Here is a 14,126-nt window from a genome sequence, read left to right on the forward strand (position 1 = left end):
CCGACCGCCGCCATCTGGAAACGGGTCAGCGATTCTGACACGACACATGGGCCTATTCCCGAGAACCCCGACCGTCGACGGCAAAGCCCGTACGGTCCTGGGTGACCTTCCGGAGGACCCCTCACCGTTCGAGATCCTCCAGACGGTCGACCAGAAGGCGGGCGACGACGTCGACCCGGACGAAGTTGTATCGAAGATGCGCACGCTCGACGAGTCGGTCGACCAGAAGCTCGGCGGTATCGAGGGCGACGACGTCGACCAGAAGGAGATGCGGATGGTGGCTCGTGCCATCGCTGACCGCACGAAGTTCTCCGAGGCAGCTGCCATGGACCTGCTGTCGGCCGCCGCGGAGTCGGCCGACCGCATCGATCCGATGCTGTTCGTTGACGAGTTCGACGCACGAGCCGCCGACGAGCAGCTGGACGGCGCCGAGATCGACCAGCGCGCAGAGACCAACGACGACACATCAGACATGGGAAACAACGACAACGACAACACGACCCCGGACGATCCGGGCGTTGACCAGAAGCAGAACGGCGACGACCAGATCGATCCGATCGACCTCGTCGAGGAGATCGGTGGCTCGGACGCCCGAGACACCGTCGAGAACTACGCCGAGTCGGTCGGCAAGGACACCCAGGAGGCCGCTGCTGAGTGGGTCTCCGAGAACGTCCCCGGCGTCAGCGTCGAGGGACACGGCGACTCCGGTGGCGATGACGCCTCCGGCGACGCGCCCGAGGGCGGCAACGTCGACACCGCGGGCAACGACCCGGACGACAACCCCGGCGTCGACGACGTCGACCAGATGCTCGAGGAGAAGGTCGACCAGAAGCTCGGCGAGTTCAACCTCAACGAGCGCGTGGCCGACGCGGTCACCTCTGACGAGGTCCTCGAAGAGATGTCCGGCGCGGTCGCCCAGAAGCTCATCAGTGACGATGATCTCGCTGACGAACTCGTCGACACCGTCGACCAGAAGGGCGACTTCGCGAAGACTGACGACACGGTCGTCACGGCGCCGGGCGACGACTCGCAGACCGTCGGTGAAGCCGGCGCGGTCACCGGAGGTGAGGACGCATGAGCGCTGAAGGGCACCCCTTCATGAGCTACGCCGGCGGGAACAGCCCCGGCCGGTTCATCGAGAGCAACGTCGTCGGCGACGTCCCGCTCGACTTCGACGACGGCCTGCTCCAGCGGGCACAGTACGACACCTCGACCGAGGCGCACGTCAACGCCATCTTCACGGCGACGCTGTACGCGCAGTACAACCAGGAACACGAGTGGTACAACGCGCTCTCACAGGTCGATCGCTTCAGCGCCTCGCTCGATGGCCCGGTCACTGCGAAGGCCTACCGCGCGGCCACGGACCCGGTCGACCTCCAGACCCACACCGAGGGCGGTCCGGTCCCGGACGGCCAGACGATGGGCGTCGAGAAGGTCAAGTTCGACCCCAAGCGCTCGGACACCGTCATCGAGGTGTCGGACCTGCAGGAGATCTATGCGGCCATCGAGGACGCGGTCGGGTTCGAGGAGTTCTGGCAGACCCAGCAGGAGCAGCTGGACCTCGCGATCGACCGCGATGGTCTCGCGAAGGCCGTCATGGCCGGCGACGACCAGTACGGTGCCACCGACCAGCTCACCAGCCTCGACCGCGTCATCGCCTCGAGCGACGAGGAGGGGCAGGCGCAGGACCCCAACGGGACCGCCTACAACGACGGCGACCTCGACTACGGGAACATCGACCGGTCGGCTGACGACTGGGCGGACTCCTACGTCGACTTCAACGCGGCGGAGACGCGACAGCTGAACAACGACCTGTTCACCGGGTTCCTGAACTCGATGAACGAGTTCGCCGACGTCGACGTCTACAACGACACGGCGATCCTGACGGGTCACGACACTGCGGGTGTCCTGTCGGAGCTCGCCGCCGACCGGAACAACGTCCGCAACCAGGCGGCGATGGCGGACTACCGGCGCGAGGAAGTTGGTGACGCCGAGACGATCCGCGGGCTCTCGGGGACGGCCCGGTTCCGCGACTACGACGGCATCCCGATCATCGGCAACCAGCACGCCATCAAGCACGGCGACATCTCGTCGATCTTCATCGTCCCGACGGACACGATCCGCGGACAGCCGCGGCTCGCGATCGAGCAGTTCCAGGAGCCGTACGTCGAGACCGCCGGCCGTGGCCAGTCGCAGGGGTACCTCGCGACCGGCAACTACCGCGACGAGGCGCTCATGAAGCTCGACCACGAGGCCGTCAACCGCGACTTCTCCTCCGGTGGTCTGCTCCGCGACATCGCCGAGTAACCACACATGAGCGACCGCGACACCACCACCATCACCATTACTGTCCTGATCGACGGGACGCAGTACATCCGCCAGGTTGAGGGAACGCACTGGCGGCGCGACGACGAGCGCACGGTGTACGTCTACGACGACGACACCACGGTGCTCGAGGTCGAAGCCGAGTACTTCGTCGAGGCGATGCGCGAGGACCGCGTCGAGACCGTCGCTACCACCACTCAGTAACCACATCATGCCCATCAGTACACTCGCAAGCGCGGAAGAGTTCGAAGAGAAGGATCACGCCGAAGTCGAGTTCGTCGGCTTCCGCTACACTGGCGATCAGTCCACGAAGACCGACCGAGACCTCCGACAGCGCGTCGGGTACAACGGTCCGCCGAAGTTCCAGGCCGGCCGCGTCTACCTGGCGCTGCTGCCGACCTACCTCGACTCGGACCACGTCGAGAACAGCAACATCGGCGTCCACGCCCTGGAGGCACGCAACGACTTCGAGGTGATCTACGACGCCGAGCGACTCGCGGAGGCGCTGCTCGAACGGAACTACCTCCCGCCCGAGGCGTTCTACGAGGGGTTCGACCGCTGGAAGCGTCAGAAGGTCATGGAGAAGCTCAACCTCGACGACGCCGGACGCGTGTTCGACAAGGACGACGAGGAACCCTACCGCGATCAGCTCCGGGCGATCGCCGGCGTCGAAGCCGACGACGAGGTGTCCATCTCCACGCAGCGCTCCGATGAGTACACCGGCCGGTTCTCCCGGTCGGAGGCGTCGGAGATCATCACCGTCCTTCGCGAGGCACAGGCGCCGGCGCCGCCGTTCGATCCCAGCGAGCACACTATCGACGAGCTCGGGGAGAAGCTCGACACGGACGAGGACGAGATATGGGACGTCGACTCGCTCAACGCCCTCTACCGGGCTGAGCGTCTCGGCGACGACCGAACGGGAGCCCGCAACGTGATCGAGGACGTGCTCGGTGACGGCCTCGAACCGGTCGACTTCGAAATCGATCTGGAGAGCGCCGGGCTTACCGACATGGCCGACTACCTCACCCGATTCGACCCGGCAGTGGTTGAAGAGGCGGCCGACGTCGTCAATGGCGACGCCGAGCTCTCCGACCTCACGGCCACCCCCGACAGCGAGGACTGACGCCCGATGTCAACCGCCGGAGACCCGATTCGATACGCCACGGCGGACGAGGTCCTGCTGGCGCTCGACGGCGACACGGACCCGAAGACCGTGCCGGATCACACCCGCAACCGGGCGATCACACGCGCAGCCAGCGCGACCGAGAAGTGGATCAACCGCACCGGGCGGGCGTTCCACCCGGTCCGTGTCGGCGCCGTCGACGAGCCGCGCAGCTGGGAAGTCCACGACGTCCAGAACGCGAGGTCGTGGTCGCCGGCGACGGTCACCCTCGACAACGCCCGGCCGATGCCGCTCGACCCCGATGAGGGCGACACCATCGAGATCCGTACTGGGCGCAGCCAGTGGGACGACGTCACCGACGAGGAGGGCAACGCGTGGGCGATGGACTACCGGCGTCGACGCCTCCGGGTGTTCGAGCGCCGGCTCGCCATCTCGCATCGCGACGATCCGAACACCAGCTTCGTCCGGATCACCTACCGGTACGGCCCGCTCGGCCAGGACGTACAGATCAACGAGGACAACGTCGTCGAGAGCGCCCCGCCGGATGTCCGCGATGCGGTCGCGGCGAAGGCGGCGTCGATGCTCGCACTGAACGACAACACGGCGCTCGACATCCCCGACAACGGCCAGCTGGCGAGTCGGACCTCGCGGAGTGAGGCGCTGAAAGAGGCCTACGAGGACACGGCCGCCGAGTACAGCGGCTTCTCATCGTTATGACGCCACCCAACCACCCCTATCGAGCGCTGCGCGCCGGCGTCGGCGCCGTCGTGATCGCGGTGGTCGTCGCGCTGTGGGCGCACGGTCAGCTGACCGGTGACGAGCTCGGGACGCTCTGGGAGGTCGTCGTCCTCGCGATCGTCCTCGCCGGCGGCTACTCCGTGTTCGGCCGCTCGACGATGAGCGCCGCAGTCGACGACGCCCAGGAGCTCGCCGACGGGTCGGGCGACGGTGAGGGTGATGAGCAGTCGACGGTCGCGGAGACGCCTGAGACCGATCCGCGAGGCGGGTGATGACCTCTCTCCCGAACTTCGTCGAGGACGCCCGTGAGGCGGTCCTCGATAACCTCGAAGACTACGCTCGCGAGGAGATCGCGCCGCAGGTCCAAACCCACGCTCACGATATCCTCCGACAGTACGGCCAGGAACACGACTACGACGTCAAGCCCATCATCGAGGCCGGCGAGACGGCGGTCATCCGGCGCGGCGACCGTGTCGTCGTCCGCTTCGGCTGGCCCGAGCCGGCGATCTACTTCGAGCGCGGGACGGTCGAGCACGTCGTCGAGGCGAAGAACGCCGACGTACTGTCGTTCATCTGGGAGGACCCGCCCGAGTGGGTCCGCGAAGAGTTTGAACCCGAGGGCGACGGCTACCGTGTGTACCTGCCGAAGGTAGAGGTTGCCGGCCTCCCCGAGTCCCGGTTTATCCGAGACACACTCAACTGGCTCCACGCTCAGTTCTCATGAGACACGAGATACAATTCCTCCTCGAGGACGTCCTCGGCTCGGTCGTCGACGCCCAGCCGGAGGACCACCCACTGTTCCGCGTCAACCGGGACGACTCGACGGTCTACGAGACAGGCAACGAACTCGACATGCAGACGCCGATCCAGACGCGGAAACAGCAGATCCAGCGCGCCAACTTCGTCGGCGTCGCGAGCGAGACCTCCGACCCGACGCCGGCGGGGCCGGGATCGCGCTATGAGCTTCAGATGGCGACGTCGCTCCGGCTGGAGGGGATGTCGGCCGCCAAGCGCGGCCATATCGACCACCCGGATGTCGACGCTATCCCGTTCGAGACGCTGTTCCAAAGCGTGTTCGACGCTGCCCAGGGAGCGATGTCGTATCCCGATGTCGGTCGCCCGGGCGTCAACTATCTCGACCTCACGATCACGAACATCGACGACTCGCAGTCCGACCACTCGGACTTCTACCGCGCGGAGTTCGACATGCTGTTCCGCGGTTACACCGACACTCCATGACAGAATTCATTCATACGACGAATCGAGGTGAACAGTAGTGTCTGGCGCAGGCTCTGCAAACGTGGGCTTCACGATGGAGCCCGAGTTCGGCGCCGGACCGGGAACGGATCCAACGTGGACGCAGCCCGGGATCGACGTCAACGTCACTGACCTCTCAGTCCAACAGGCACTCGAACGCAGCCGGCATCCGGACAGCCCGCTCCCCGCCGGCTCCCGACCACGGGACTTCGAGGGTGGGATCGGCGTCGAGTTCACACTCACCGACGCCAACTGGCACGATCTGGTGTTCGCTGACGGGGGGACCGCGCTCCCGGCGGCGGGACTAACGGCGCCGTCGTCGTCGTGGTACTTCGCGACCACGCTTCCGGACGGGACAACCGAGCCACGGATGCCGACCGGGACGATCATCACCGACGCCGAGGCCGTCTACGAGCGCGCCTCCGACATCCGCGTTTCCCTGACGGGCATCTATGGCTTCGAGCCTGATGACGTCACGGCGCCGGCGGACGGGGCGATCCAGCAGCCGTCCAACGAGGACGCGTTCAGCTACCACGGTGCGTCCTTCTCCGTCGACGGGCTGAACCAGCCGCTGATGCAGAGCGCAACCATCTCGCTGACGGGGCTGGCACGCTTCCGCCGTGGGCAGGGCCGCCATCCGTACAACGCCGTCACGGGCGCGATCGAGCCGGCGTTCAGTACGGACGCCATCTTCACCGAGCGCGACCAGCTGGCCGCGGCCGTCGACGACGTCGACACGAGCGACTACGAACAGATCGGAAAAGTCCCGGGCGAGGTCACTTTCGAGAACGGGCAGGGCGACACGATCGAGTACGCGCTGAGCGACCTCCAGCCGACGTCCTACAGCTGGAGCGACCTCGTCGCTGCCGACACCGACCTTTCCGAACCGATCGACTACCACGTGACGGATGTCACGCCGACGGTCACCACCGCCTGATCCATGCTCACGACGCAGACCATCACTATCGACGAGGCTCGCACCGAACTCACCGAGGGGATCGACGCCATCGACGACGCGCTCGACGAACTCGACGAAGACACCGACCAAGCCGCCGAGCTCCGCGACCGGAAGGGGACGCTCTCCTACTGGCGGAACGGACTCGACTGGCAGATGTCCGAGGGCGAGTGGGACGCCAACACCGAGATCACGGTCGGCGCGATGACGGCCGGCGAGGAGGCAATGATCGGATCGCGAGGTGCCCAACCAGGCCGAGCCGGATGAACTTCGGCTCTGGTTCGTCGCTGCGAGCGTCGAGGCCGGGCCGTTCGTCGAGGAGGACCTAGAAGACACGTTCGCGAACGTTGCGAGCCTCCCGCCAGGGGCCGTGAAGTGGCTCGAAGCGAAGGCGAACAGTCTCGGCACGGCGAGCGACGAGGGAAACGGCTCCAGCAAGTCATCGCCGGCGACCGACAGCGAGGCGACCTCGACGCCCCGGCCCGACTCGACTTCTTGATCGTCGTCGCCCTCGCGAACGGACTTTCGTTCGACGAGGCGCTCGCCACGCCGACTCCGTATCTCGAACTGCTCGCTGATTACGCCGCCCAGAACCCACTATGAGCTTCGATACACTCGCTGAACTCGATCTCGTCGTCTCCGACCGTGCGCTGCGGAACGTCCAACAGCAGATCGAGTCCGAGCTCGGCGCCGTCGAGATCGGGGCGACCGACGGTGGGGCGATGTCAGCTCAGACTGGGGGGAATTCACGGGGTTTCGAGAATCAAACAGCTGAGCTTGAGGTAGCGACAGCGCAGCTCAACTCCTTGGAGACCCTCGCAGCGGGGCGAAATGATCTCCTGTCGACAATCGCTAATACCGACCTGCTCGATAGTGCGCCCAGTGGGATACCCTCTGGAGGTGGCGGCTCCACGGAGGATGGTGACAGCAGCACCGGGGGTGAGACCGAGCGGAGCCAGCAGAATAGCATCTCGAAAGAAGGTCGTCACGCCCTGAAACTCCTTCGAGCGCAGACAGAACACCTCGATGACGCCGTTGTATTTCTCGAAGACATCGAGGACGCCGTCTCCGAGGGCGGGCTCGGAGGCGGTGGCGGCGGGATGCTCACTGAGGTCCTCGGTGTGGCCGGCGAGACGGCGGGCGACGTCGCCGTCGAAGGCGGCGGGACGGTTGCCGATGCGATCTCCGACGTCCTCACTGGGACCGCGGCGTCCGCGCTCGGCAACACGATCAGCTCCGCGATCACGGGCTCGGAGGTGGCCGTCGAGGAGACGACGCTGTCGGTCGAACCGCCGGGGTGGATCGACGAGATCGGAGGAGGGCGTACCGTTCGGTTCAGTCCTACGTTCGAACCGACGTTCGAGGCGCCGGACCTCGGTCCGGAAATCAACATCCCGGACCTGCCTGACCTCAACCTCGGCATTCCCGATCAGCTGGCAGTCAACCGTGAGCCGCTACCGGTTCAGCGAGATCCGCTTCCGGTCGAAGCTATCGACCCGCTCCCCGTGGAAGATGTCGGCCCGATCACAGTCGCCGTCGAAACGCTTCTTGGTCGCCCGCCAGCGTCGACGGGCTCTGGTTCGGACGCCGAGCCGCCGGGCGGCATCCAATTCGGCGGAGACAACGGCTTCACATTCGGTCCGGACGGTATCCAGGTCGGCGACGACGACGGCCTCACGTTGGGGCGCGACCCGGGTGATCCGACCGGAACGCAATCCGGGTCGGACGGGTCGACGTCGACCCCGGCGCCGAGCCGAGAGGTGACCGTCACCCACTCGCCAACGTACAACGTCGACGTCGACCCGCGCCGGCTCGGTTCGCTTGCCGACCGCATCGTTTCCGAGGTCGAGGACGGCGTCGAACGCGATATCGACGCCCTCGAAAACGACCTCCACGAGCTTGAACGCGAACTCGAAGATCTCGAACGCGAGATCACCCGCTGACGGTGATTGGCCAAACACTTAGACACTAGCCGTATGAACCTCCCCCATGAAACTGATCCGAAAGGTAGCAATCCTGTGTGTGACGGTTGCTATCGGTTTGGGGCTTATGGGCTTATGGATCCACAATAGGTGTTCCTGCCACCTTGGTCCTCGCCTTCATAATGTTTGAGTATATCGCCCGGAACGATGAGGGCGACAGTGAGTAGAAAGGCTACTGACCTGCTCACCGCTGACAACCATGGTGGCTGGGAATGCCGCTTTGCGTAACTATAATCGGCTAAGTGAAAATGAAATCAGCCATTATTTGGCATCTGATGGCCTCTATTCGGCGATTACCATAACCGTTGCCTTTATCTGACACTACATATATGTACACATGTAGGAGTCCACCCATCCACGCTCGGACCCTACACCGAAGTCATCAGGCGAGAGTCTGCGTAGACCACACCCAAGTCGCGTATCCGGCCGCGTGATATCACCTCAAGGGTATCGCGCTGAAAATCGGATGCGTGGGGCTGGGAATAATCCAACCATGGACTCTCGCTTTCTGCGAAGCGATAAAATGTCGAGACTCGCAGTGCCTGTTAGACACTACGTCCCTACGAATTAACGTAGGTGTACGACCCGAGAGCGAGGATGACGTACGTCAGAGCCCAGATCGGACCGGCGTAGACCAGCACTCCGAGGGAAGCCAGGACGGCAGCCGACGGAGCAGCTGGTACTTCGATTAATCCAACCATGGATTAACTCGCGGATCGTCTATCCACTGGCGGCTTTTGTTCACCGCTGAACATGTCTTCCCCGCGGTGACGGATAAGGGTCCCGGCGGCTAGGTGAAAGTAAAAATAGGGAGGACGACGCGACCGTTACTCACCGACTGACGCCTGCTGCCGATGCCACAAAAGGTGAGGACCGCAGATCGAACCAGAGACTAGCCGATCACCGCCGCGCGCCGGTCAGCGCGCCCTTTCACACTCATGCCACTGTACGACAGAACCGTCTTAGAGGTATCTGCGTTCAACCGCACCGGCGTCTTCGAGGTTAGGGACCACGAGCCGAATCGTGAGCTGACGCACAACCACCTCGTGGGTGGTCGGGGCCAGGTCCTGTCGGAGCTGTACGCGCAGGCGACCGACCTCGACCCAACGGACATCCTCCCCGACGCGGACCCGCCGCGCCGAGCTGGATACTTTGCCGACGCCGGGGCGGGGAGCAACCAGTTCACAATCTCCGCAGAGGTCGGCGTCGGCGACGAGAATCTCCAGTGGGGGGATGACTCCAGCGCCGACGGCGAGGCGAACCAGTACGACGCGACGGGCGACGTCAACCCCGTTGCGAAGCGGGACGTCCTCTTCCGGTGGCTGGCTGAGGCCCGGATGGATTCCGGTGGCCAAGCGCTTCTCTACACCGGTGAGTGGTCGGACGGGACCTACGCGGACACGCCCGGCGTGTTCGGTGAGGCGAAGCCCGTCGCGCTGCTCTCGATCCGCGCGGAGAAGCCGAAGGACGACCCTGCCGTCGTGCCGTACACCTTCGAGTTCGAGGAGGTGGCGCCTGTCCCAGACATCGACGAACTGACCGAGGACTTCACCGAGGCCGCTGGGCAGGCCGTCTCCGAACTCGGCGACCTCATCAGCGATTCCTGACCCATCATGACCGAACGGATCTACACGATTCCCCTTCCAGGAGCGACGACACCGACCGATCAGGACGCACTCGGAACGCAACTCTCCGAGCAGGGCGTCCTCGGGAGCGACGCGATCGTCGAGTCGCTCTCCTCCGAGGCGGCCGACCTCACGCGGACTGGGCGATACGCGCTCGGTCCGTATCACTCCGAGCTCGTCGCGACCGAACTCGAAGAGCTCGCTGACTCGTCTATCGGCGCCGTCGCGCTGTACGGTGGGGCCGACTCGCGGTCGGGGTACTACCAGATCGCGAGTGCGGAGGTCGAACCCGTCCACGCGAGGGGCCGTGACATCTGGGAGTGGACGCTCTCGCTGACGGCGAGCGGGACGCGGAAGTCGCAGTTTCGGTCGCTCGACACGGCGCCGTCGCAGCCGTCTCCCGGCCACGAGTTCGGCAACGACAAGAGCGCGCTCGTCGGCGTGCCGGCGGCCGCCCGACAGGTGCGGGCCGTGGACTCGACGTCGAACCCGACCCAGCGGATCCGACCGACACCCGTCGACACTGTCTCAGCCGAGCTCGGCGATATCGATCGCTTCGATGCCACGTCTCTGTCGATCGACGATCCGGTGCTGCTGTACGATGTGGCGCCGGACGCGCAGGCCGACGTCGATGTCCACGTCTACGATACGCTAGGTCGCGACTCGAAGTTCATCGAGAACGATTCCGGTCGCGTTCGGATGTGGCAGTCCGTGTTCGCTCGTGACCACGAGTTCACCGGCAGCGTGGTGTGCTCGAACGGCCTGCTCCGGATCACCATCGACGAGCCGACCAACGCCGACGCCACGGCCGCCCTGGAAGTCGAGGAGTACGACGCCGGCGCCGACACCTGGACCGCGGTCGATCTGCCCTCCTACGCCGACGGTGACCTCGCGACGGACTGGCAGCCGGCCGACGTCGACCTCACACACATCGGCCAGGCACGCGTCGCCGCCCAGATCGAGTTCGAGGCCGTGGCCGGCGACCAGGCAGGCGACGTCTACGCTGTCGACGTCGAGCTGGAGCGCGGCCGCGAGTCGCTGGAGGTGTGGATCCCCGAGAGCGTGAGCGATCCGATTCCCGAGGACCTGGAGGCGCTGCTCGAGCCGATCGCGTCGACGAGCGTTGTGGACACGGGCGTCGAGCAGGGCCTTGTGGCGCGCGAGGGGGTGCGACTGTAGATGGTCCAAGTCCCTGCGCCTACTGACTTAACCGTCACCGATGTCCGCGACGACGCGGCCGACGTGCGCTTCGCGGACAACGCGGCCAACAAGCAGGGCTACCGCGTGTTCGCGGGGGAGGTCTCGACCTTCGAGACGCAGCGCGACTTCGACGCGTGGACCGTCCAGAGCGGCCTCCAGCGGGCCAGCAACCGTGCGTACAAGGGTTCGTGGAGCGCGTACGCCTATGAAGGAAATGCCATCGATGAATCCGTCCCGCGCGCCTCCCGCGTGTACCACGACGGCGGCGAGCAGATTGCCGCGTTCGAGTATTACTGGCAGGAGGCGAACCCCTCGTACGGCGGGGGGATCCGACTCAAGAACAGCAACGGCGACTACGAGTTGGGACTCGCGACGGACAATCCCGCGTGGATCGTCGATTCGTCGAGTGGGAAAACGTACGTTGTCGGCTCCGGCGACTTCAGTCAAGACTACAACAAGTGGGTCCGTTTCCTCGTCACGTTCGACTGGGACGCAGGGACGTTCACGTTCACAGGCGAGGACTTGAACGACGGATACACGGAGAGCAAGACGTTCGACCTCAAGCAAGGGGTTGACGTAGAGACGGTTGAATTGTGGAACTACAGCGGCGCGCCGGGTTGGGGCGGCGGTCAACTCATTATGTGGTGGGACCACATCGCGACGTACACGCAGAATGGCGGCGACCTCGACCCGCAGTACGGAATCCGATTCACGGATAACGCTCAAGCGGCCAGCGCTGGAGACAACTTCAGCCCCGAGGGGAAGGCGACCAGCCTCACCCTGATAATTCGTTTTAACTCCGACCAGCTCGACGTTGACGATTGGTCATCGATTTTCTTAAAAAACCAGTTCGGGAACGCACCTCTCTCAATAATCAACGGTAGCGGGACCATCAACCCCACGTTCGGTGATTCAAACGGGAACTATTACCGCGACAGTGCCACCTTTGACCACTCTCAAGACCAGTTTTACGCGTTCACCTACGACCGCCCGAACGGAACGATAGCCAACTGGTTTGACGCGAAGAAGGCGGGAGAGAATCCAAACGTCGGGCAGATCACTATTGCGGATAACAACGACGATCTACAGCTTTCACAAGGAGGCAGCGGCGGCTGGTGGAAGGGCACGGTCGACCAAATACTCGTGTACGAACGGTACGTCGGCGGTGACGAACAGGCGGAGATACGTGACGGGACGATCCCGACGGACAGTCTGGTTCATCGGTGGGACTTCAACGAGGGGCCGGGTTCAACGACCGTCGTCGACAAAGCAGGTTCAGCGGACTTCACACTCAACGGGTCCTCGTGGGTTCCCCCGCTATCGACCATCCGCCACACCCTCTCGGGCCTCCGTAACGGCGAGGCGTACGTCACCCGCGCGAGCGCTTTCACGCAGGACGATGAGGCGTTCGACCAGAGCGGGCCGGCCGAATACGACCTCACTATCGACTCTCTCACGCAGGTGCGACCATCACCATGACAGACATCACTATCACCGAGGGTGACACCCTCGACGTTTCGGTTCTCGTGAACAACCTCGGCGGAGAAACGGGGTCGCAGACAATTCGGCTGCTCGTCGACGGGACGGAGGTCGACTCGCAGCCCGGCGTGGCTCTCGACCCCGGCATAGAGACGAACCTGTCGCTCGCGTGGACGGCGTCGCCAGGTGACGCTGGATCGCACACCGCGACGGTCGAGGGCGACGACGACAGCGTATCGGCGTCGGTCGACGTCCTCGCGCCCGCGGTCGACGTGGCGACCGGCGCCGTGAGCGACGTGACTCCCGAGAGCGCGACCGTCGGCGGCGACCTCGTCTCCGTGACCGGCGTCGACGAGGTGGACGCGGATATCGAGTACCGCGAGACGGGCGCGTCGTCGTGGGTGGTCGTGGACGCGGCGACGCTCGCCTCGCCCGGCCCGTTCAGCGCGTCGCTGTCCGGCCTCTCGTCCAGCACCGAGTACGAGGCGCGCGCTGCCGGAGCCGCCACGCGGTACCCCGCCTCGGACGCCGGCTCGCCCATGACGTTCCAGACGGACGACGCGTTCGTCTCGGTGACCACGCTCTCGGTGAGCAACGTCGGCGACGACAGCGCCACGGTCGACGGAGAACTGACCGAGATGCCCGGCGTCGACGAGGTCGATGTGGGCGTCGAGTACCGCCAAACGGGCGCGTCGTCGTGGCTCTCGGAGGCTGCTGGGTCGCTCACTTCGCCCGGCACGTTCAGCGCCAACCTCACGGGGCTGTCCGCGGCGACGGACTACGAGGCGCGGGCGACGGCGGACGCGGTGAACGACCCCGCCAGCGATGTCGGCGGCATCGTGGCGTGGACAACCGACGCCCCAGCAAATCTGGACGAGGAATTCGACGACTTCAGCCGATGGGACTTCAGCGGCCTCAGCAGCAGCGAAGCCTCCATCTCGTCCACGCGGGTCGCGCCCGCCAGCACGAACGACACGTCCATGTACGCCTCGGGGGACATCAGTCACGGCGAGGGCGTCTCGGAGTTTAGCATCGCGATGACGTGGAACTTCAGCGTTGTCAACCAGTACACGCGAGTGGTGTGGCACTACAACGAGAATAGTTTCGGTCAGGGCGGTGTCGGCCTTTGGGCGGAGGACGACAACTTCAACCGAGTGTTCGCCGTCGGAACGACGAACCCCGACCCCGTGTACTTCAAGAACGGCGACACTAACACGCCGGCCGGGAACGCCAACTACGAGACGTGGTACAAGTGGATAATAGACATCGACTGGGCCAACCAAACATACTCGCTCGACTGGAACAACGGGTCGTACACGGGCACCCATAACTTCGACGGGAATCCGAGTAACATCGCAAGACTCCGATGGGGCGCGTTCGGTCCGGGAATGAACGGTCAGTTCGACCACTACCAAGACGACATCAGGGTGAATCTCTGAGCC

General features: G+C 64.8%; 16 protein-coding genes. All 16 read left to right on the forward strand.

The annotated features are described in order from the left end of the window. Nucleotides 1–46: 46 nt before the first annotated feature. Complete coding sequence (locus tag ACODNG_RS10615; protein ID WP_434521281.1) at nucleotides 47–1,078, forward strand: hypothetical protein; 1,032 nt, start codon at nucleotides 47–49, stop codon at nucleotides 1,076–1,078. Continuing rightward, the gene (locus ACODNG_RS10620; protein ID WP_434521282.1) at nucleotides 1,075–2,307 is read left to right on the forward strand and encodes a hypothetical protein; all 1,233 of its coding nucleotides are present in this window, start codon (nucleotides 1,075–1,077) and stop codon (nucleotides 2,305–2,307) included. The genes ACODNG_RS10615 and ACODNG_RS10620 overlap by 4 nt, the downstream gene beginning before the upstream one ends. Nucleotides 2,308–2,313: 6 nt before the next feature. Next, nucleotides 2,314–2,529, forward strand: a complete 216-nt coding sequence (locus tag ACODNG_RS10625; protein WP_434521283.1) for a hypothetical protein — start codon at nucleotides 2,314–2,316, stop codon at nucleotides 2,527–2,529. Between the two features lie 7 nt (nucleotides 2,530–2,536). Then, complete coding sequence (locus ACODNG_RS10630) at nucleotides 2,537–3,448, forward strand: hypothetical protein (protein WP_434521284.1); 912 nt, start codon at nucleotides 2,537–2,539, stop codon at nucleotides 3,446–3,448. A 6-nt stretch (nucleotides 3,449–3,454) separates the two neighbouring features. Further along, entirely contained in the window at nucleotides 3,455–4,165 is a 711-nt protein-coding gene (locus tag ACODNG_RS10635) for a hypothetical protein (protein ID WP_434521285.1), read from the forward strand. Then, the gene (locus tag ACODNG_RS10640) at nucleotides 4,162–4,458 is read left to right on the forward strand and encodes a hypothetical protein (RefSeq protein ID WP_434521286.1); all 297 of its coding nucleotides are present in this window, start codon (nucleotides 4,162–4,164) and stop codon (nucleotides 4,456–4,458) included. Before ACODNG_RS10635 ends, ACODNG_RS10640 begins: the two co-directional genes overlap by 4 nt. After that, nucleotides 4,458–4,910, forward strand: coding sequence for a hypothetical protein (locus ACODNG_RS10645; RefSeq protein ID WP_434521287.1), 453 nt, complete (start codon nucleotides 4,458–4,460; stop codon nucleotides 4,908–4,910). The genes ACODNG_RS10640 and ACODNG_RS10645 overlap by 1 nt, the downstream gene beginning before the upstream one ends. After that, nucleotides 4,907–5,425, forward strand: coding sequence for a hypothetical protein (locus tag ACODNG_RS10650; RefSeq protein WP_434521288.1), 519 nt, complete (start codon nucleotides 4,907–4,909; stop codon nucleotides 5,423–5,425). The genes ACODNG_RS10645 and ACODNG_RS10650 overlap by 4 nt, the downstream gene beginning before the upstream one ends. A 73-nt stretch (nucleotides 5,426–5,498) precedes the next feature. Continuing rightward, on the forward strand, nucleotides 5,499–6,380 hold the full coding sequence (locus ACODNG_RS10655) for a hypothetical protein (RefSeq protein WP_434521289.1): 882 nt from the start codon (nucleotides 5,499–5,501) through the stop codon (nucleotides 6,378–6,380). A gap of 3 nt (nucleotides 6,381–6,383) precedes the next feature. Continuing rightward, nucleotides 6,384–6,665 (forward strand): hypothetical protein, encoded by a 282-nt coding sequence (locus ACODNG_RS10660; protein WP_434521290.1) that lies wholly within the window; start codon nucleotides 6,384–6,386, stop codon nucleotides 6,663–6,665. Then, a complete protein-coding gene (locus ACODNG_RS10665; protein WP_434521291.1) occupies nucleotides 6,640–6,897 on the forward strand; it encodes a hypothetical protein in 258 nt (85 codons plus the stop codon). The genes ACODNG_RS10660 and ACODNG_RS10665 overlap by 26 nt, the downstream gene beginning before the upstream one ends. 100 nt (nucleotides 6,898–6,997) lie before the next feature. Beyond that, on the forward strand, nucleotides 6,998–8,341 hold the full coding sequence (locus ACODNG_RS10670) for a hypothetical protein (protein ID WP_434521292.1): 1,344 nt from the start codon (nucleotides 6,998–7,000) through the stop codon (nucleotides 8,339–8,341). A gap of 977 nt (nucleotides 8,342–9,318) precedes the next feature. After that, a complete protein-coding gene (locus ACODNG_RS10675) occupies nucleotides 9,319–9,987 on the forward strand; it encodes a hypothetical protein (RefSeq protein WP_434521293.1) in 669 nt (222 codons plus the stop codon). A gap of 6 nt (nucleotides 9,988–9,993) precedes the next feature. Continuing rightward, the gene (locus ACODNG_RS10680; RefSeq protein ID WP_434521294.1) at nucleotides 9,994–11,184 is read left to right on the forward strand and encodes a hypothetical protein; all 1,191 of its coding nucleotides are present in this window, start codon (nucleotides 9,994–9,996) and stop codon (nucleotides 11,182–11,184) included. Nucleotides 11,185–11,247: 63 nt separating this feature from the next. Then, nucleotides 11,248–12,684 carry a hypothetical protein gene (locus ACODNG_RS10685; RefSeq protein ID WP_434521295.1) on the forward strand — a complete coding sequence of 479 codons (1,437 nt, stop codon included), beginning with the start codon at nucleotides 11,248–11,250 and terminating at the stop codon, nucleotides 12,682–12,684. Beyond that, on the forward strand, nucleotides 12,681–14,123 hold the full coding sequence (locus ACODNG_RS10690; RefSeq protein WP_434521296.1) for a CARDB domain-containing protein: 1,443 nt from the start codon (nucleotides 12,681–12,683) through the stop codon (nucleotides 14,121–14,123). The genes ACODNG_RS10685 and ACODNG_RS10690 overlap by 4 nt, the downstream gene beginning before the upstream one ends. Nucleotides 14,124–14,126: the final 3 nt, after the last annotated feature.

It is taken from the genome of Halorubrum sp. AS12, from assembly GCF_051122765.1.
Classification (GTDB): domain Archaea; phylum Halobacteriota; class Halobacteria; order Halobacteriales; family Haloferacaceae; genus Halorubrum; species Halorubrum trapanicum.